3 protein-coding genes are annotated in these 3,589 nt (G+C 72.6%); all 3 read left to right on the forward strand.

The window, feature by feature from the left end:
• Positions 1 to 184 precede the first annotated feature (184 nt).
• A complete protein-coding gene (map, locus tag PLL68_RS13100; protein ID WP_324534777.1) occupies positions 185 to 1,039 on the forward strand; it encodes a type I methionyl aminopeptidase in 855 nt (284 codons plus the stop codon).
• A 186-nt stretch (positions 1,040 to 1,225) separates the two neighbouring features.
• Positions 1,226 to 3,058, forward strand: a complete 1,833-nt coding sequence (locus PLL68_RS13105; RefSeq protein ID WP_324534779.1) for a methylmalonyl-CoA mutase family protein — start codon at positions 1,226 to 1,228, stop codon at positions 3,056 to 3,058.
• Positions 3,055 to 3,589, forward strand: a 535-nt coding sequence (locus PLL68_RS13110; protein ID WP_324534781.1) for a methylmalonyl-CoA mutase family protein, incomplete at its 3' end; no start/stop codon positions are given. The genes PLL68_RS13105 and PLL68_RS13110, both read left to right, overlap by 4 nt.

Genomic DNA, 3,589 nt, shown 5'->3' on the forward strand with positions numbered 1-3,589 from the left:
CGGCATGGGCGAGGTCGACGAGGTCACGGAGCGGGTGCTGGCCACCCTGGCCTGATCCGGCACCAGCCGATCCAACCTCGGTCGCTCAGCAACGCAGAAGTTCGGAGGGCACGCAGCAATTGCTGCTTGCCATCCGAACTTCTGCGTTGCGGGCCCTGCCGAAACCGCGGGTAGGGTCTTGCGCATGGGTCTTTTCAACCGTGACCGCTGCGAGGGCAAGAACCCTGAGCAGCTCGCCGGCATGCGCACCGCCGGCCTCCTCGTCGGCCGCACGCTCGAGGTGGTGGCCGCCGCGGTCCGCCCGGGCATGACGACGCTCGACCTCGACACGTTGGCCGAGACCCACATCCGCGACCACGGCGGCATCCCGAACTTCCAGCTCGTCCCCGGGTACCGGCACACCCTGTGCACGAGCGTGAACGACGAGATCGTGCACGGCATGCCGGGCTCGCGCGTCCTGCGTGAAGGGGACGTGCTCTCCATCGACTGTGGCGCCCAGGTGGGTCTGTGGAACGGCGACGCCGCCATCAGCGTGGTCGTCGGCGGTCGCGAGGCCGGCTCTGCCCAGGACCTCGCCCTCATCGACGACACCGAGACCTCCCTGTGGGCGGGCATCGCCGCCCTGCGCGTGGGGCAGAGCCTGTATGCCGTCGGCGCCGCCGTCGAGGACAGCCTCACCGCCTCGGGGGAGGAGCGCGGCTGGGAGTACGGCATCGTCGAGGACTACGTGGGCCACGGCATCGGCACGTCGATGCACATGGACCCCAACGTCCCGAACTACCGGGTCTCGGGCAAGGGCCCCAAGGTCGTCGAGGGCACGACGATCTGCATCGAGCCGATGGTCACCCTCGGTGAGCAGGACAACCACGTGCTCGACGACCAGTGGACCGTCGCCACCAACGACCGGTCGCGCGCCGCCCACTGGGAGCACTCGATCGCCGCGACCTCCGCCGGGTTGTGCGTGCTCACCGCGATCGACGGCGGCGCGCAGCGACTGGCTGCCATGGGCGCACCGTTCGCCGCGATCGACCCCGCCTGACCGTCGGACGACCCCGCCTGACCGGGCCCCGGGCCCACCCACGCGGCCGTTCGCCGACGACTCGAACCCGCCGACCGCACACCCTCGCGGTGTGCCCGATCTCTCGCTGACCCCCCGCCGCGACGCCGTTAGGGTGGCCTGCGGGGCCCGTCTCGCGGCCCCGCCCACCGTCGGGAAGGGAGCACGATGTCGGACCCGTCCGCCGTGCCGAGCACCATCGATCTCGCTGCAGGCTTTCCCGAGCAGACCCGCGAGGACTGGCAGGTGCTGGTCGCGGCCGTGCTCAACAAGGGGCGAGCACCCGACGCACAGCTCGACGGTGCCGCCGCCGAGCAGGCACTGCGTCGCCATCTCGAGGGTGGGCTCGAGGTGGATGCCGTCTACCTGCGTGAGGACCGCACCCTCGGCTCACCGGGCCGGATGCCGTTCACCCGCGGTCGCGCGGTGCGCGACGCCACCGCTCCGTGGGACGTCCGCCAGCGGCATGACGACCCCGACGTCGCCGTCACCCGGGCTGCCGTCCTCGACGACCTCGAGCACGGTGTGACCTCGGTCTGGCTGCACATCGGGGACGACGGGCTCGCCGTGGGCGATCTGCGCGAGGCGCTCGCGGACGTGCGCCTCGACCTCGCCCCGGTCGTCGTGTCGTCGCACACCCACCAGGTCGAGGCTGCCCAGGCGCTGCTCGACCACGTCGGCGACCATCCCAGCGTCGGGGGCAACCTCGGTCTCGACCCGCTCGGCTCCGCTGCCCGCCTCGGCACCGCGCCCGATCTCGCCCCCCTGGCCGACCTCGTCCGGGCCGCTGCGGACCGCCCGGGCTGGCGCGCCGTCACCGTCGACGCCACGGTACTGCACGACGCGGGCGCCACCGACGTCGACGCTCTCGCCGCAGCGGTCGCCACGGGTGTCGCCTACGTGCGTCACCTCGAGGCCGCCGGCATCACGCCCGCGCAGGCCTTCGACCAGATCGAGTTCCGCGTCGGGGCCAGCGCCGACCAGTTCCTGACCGCCGCGGCCCTGCGGGCCCTGCGCCGGGTGTGGGCCCGCGTCGGCGAGGCGAGTGGCGTCCCCGAGGCCGGCCGCGGTGCGCGCACCCACGCGGTCACGAGCCTGCGGATGTTCACCCGTGAGGACCCGTGGGTCAACGTCCTGCGCGGCACCCTCGCCACGTTCGGCGCCTCGATCGGTGGTGCAGACGCCATCACCGTGCTGCCGTTCGACACCGTGCTCGGCCTGCCCGAGCGCCTCGGGCGCCGACTCGCCCGCAACACCCAGATCCTGCTGGCCGACGAGGCCAACGTCGCCCGGGTCACCGACCCCGGGGGTGGGTCGTGGTACCTCGAGTCGCTCACCGACGACGTGGCCAGGGCCGTCTGGGCCCGCTTCCAGCAGATCGAGGCCTCCGGTGGCGCGGTGCAGGCGCTCGCCGACGGCCTCTTCGCCTCCTGGGTCGCGGATGCCGTGGCGCAGCGCGACCGCGACCTCGCCACCCGGTCGCGTCCCCTCACGGGGGTGTCGATGTTCCCGCTGGTCGGGGAGGTCACCCCCGACCGGCGCCCCCGGGTGCACCTGCCCACCGCGGTAGGTGGGTTCGCCCCGCGACGCGACGCGACGGCATACGAGGCACTTCGTGACCGGGCCGGAGAGCTGGGCCGGCCTGCGGTCGTCGTCCACACCCTCGGCACCCGCCGGGACTTCGGTGCACGACAGGCGTTCGTCACCAACCTGCTCGCCGCCGGAGGGATCTCCGCCGTGCAGGAGGGGGCGAAGGTCGCCATCCTGGCGTCCAGCCGTGCCGGTTACGCCGAGCACGGGGCGTCGGCGATCGAGGCGCTGCGTGCCGCCGGGGTCGACACCGTCCTCGTCGCAGGCCGGGCCAGCGAGCTCGGCGACAGCGCGGGTGCCGTCGACGGCGAGGTTCACGACGGCATCGACGTCGTGGCGTTCCTCTCCGACGTGCTCGACCGCCTCACCCCACCACGTGATGCCGGCACCACCACGGAAGGTTCCCGATGAGCGCCGTCCCCGACTTCACCACCGTCGACCTCGGTGCGGTTGAGCCGACCGCGGCCGCAGCCGACGACGCGCAGCACACGGGGGAGGTGTGGCTCACCCCGGAGCAGGTTCCGGTGAAGCCGCTCTACACCGAGGCCGACCTCGCCGGGCTCGACTTCCTCGACACCGTGCCGGGTGCACCGCCCTACCTGCGCGGCCCCTACCCGACGATGTACACGACGCAGCCGTGGACCATCCGCCAGTACGCCGGGTTCTCCACCGCCGAGGAGTCGAACGCGTTCTACCGGCGCAACCTCGCGGCCGGCCAGAAGGGCTTGTCCGTCGCCTTCGACCTGGCCACCCACCGCGGCTACGACTCCGACCACCCGCGGGTGACGGGAGACGTCGGCATGGCCGGGGTGGCGATCGACTCGATCTACGACATGCGCACCCTGTTCGACCGCATCCCGCTGGACCAGATGTCGGTGTCGATGACGATGAACGGGGCGGTCATCCCGATCCTCGCGCTGTTCGTCGTCGCCGCTGAGGAGC

Source organism: Ornithinibacter sp., from assembly GCF_035443565.1.
Lineage (GTDB): Bacteria > Actinomycetota > Actinomycetes > Actinomycetales > Dermatophilaceae > Fodinibacter.

Coding starts and splice junctions, on each gene's coding strand:
- map (WP_324534777.1), top strand. CDS start 185: ATGGGTCTTTTCAACCGTGACCGCTGCGAGGGCAAGAACCCTGAGCAG.
- PLL68_RS13105 (WP_324534779.1), top strand. CDS start 1,226: ATGTCGGACCCGTCCGCCGTGCCGAGCACCATCGATCTCGCTGCAGGC.